The sequence below is a fragment of the Bradyrhizobium jicamae genome, assembly GCF_001440395.1.
In the GTDB taxonomy this organism is placed as follows: Bacteria; Pseudomonadota; Alphaproteobacteria; order Rhizobiales; family Xanthobacteraceae; genus Bradyrhizobium; species Bradyrhizobium jicamae.
This window is the reverse complement of sequence record NZ_LLXZ01000213.1, coordinates 2370-2743: the sequence shown is the minus strand read 5'-3', so window position 1 is coordinate 2743 and position 374 is coordinate 2370. Positions and strand designations below refer to the sequence as shown.

Genomic DNA, 374 nt, shown 5'->3' with positions numbered 1-374 from the left:
ATTTCTGGTTGACTTCTTCCAGCTCGCGCTGAGTCTTTTTCCGAGCCGCCTGTTCCTCGAAATATAGCGTGCTGTATTTGGTCATCGTGTCATACCAACATGCTGCTCATGATCTGCGATGGGTCTCGATATCGTCGGCGGCGATCTTGCCGGCAACCATCAGACGCAGAAGGATGGCGACCGGCTCTGGCACAGATCGTTCGCCCAACGCCCAGCGGCGAGCCGTGCGCGGGTCTGCACCCAATAGGCGCGCCGCCCCGACCTGTGAAAGGCCGAGGCGGTCGATAGCGGCTTGGAACTGTTTGGCGGTCATCGATTGGCCTTGTGTAGCCGACGCTCATTAACCCGCTGGGTAGCGCAATCAACGCCATCAC

1 protein-coding gene is annotated in these 374 nt (G+C 59.1%); it reads right to left on the bottom strand.

Annotated features, from left to right (window positions below):
* Window positions 1–106: 106 nt before the first annotated feature.
* Complete coding sequence (locus CQ12_RS36885) at window positions 107–313, bottom strand: helix-turn-helix domain-containing protein (RefSeq protein ID WP_041482670.1); 207 nt, start codon at window positions 311–313, stop codon at window positions 107–109.
* Window positions 314–374: the final 61 nt, after the last annotated feature.

What these genes read in the sequence shown, in the direction of transcription:
- CQ12_RS36885 (WP_041482670.1), bottom strand. Translation starts at nt 313, where the DNA reads ATGACCGCCAAACAGTTCCAAGCCGCTATCGACCGCCTCGGCCTTTCA.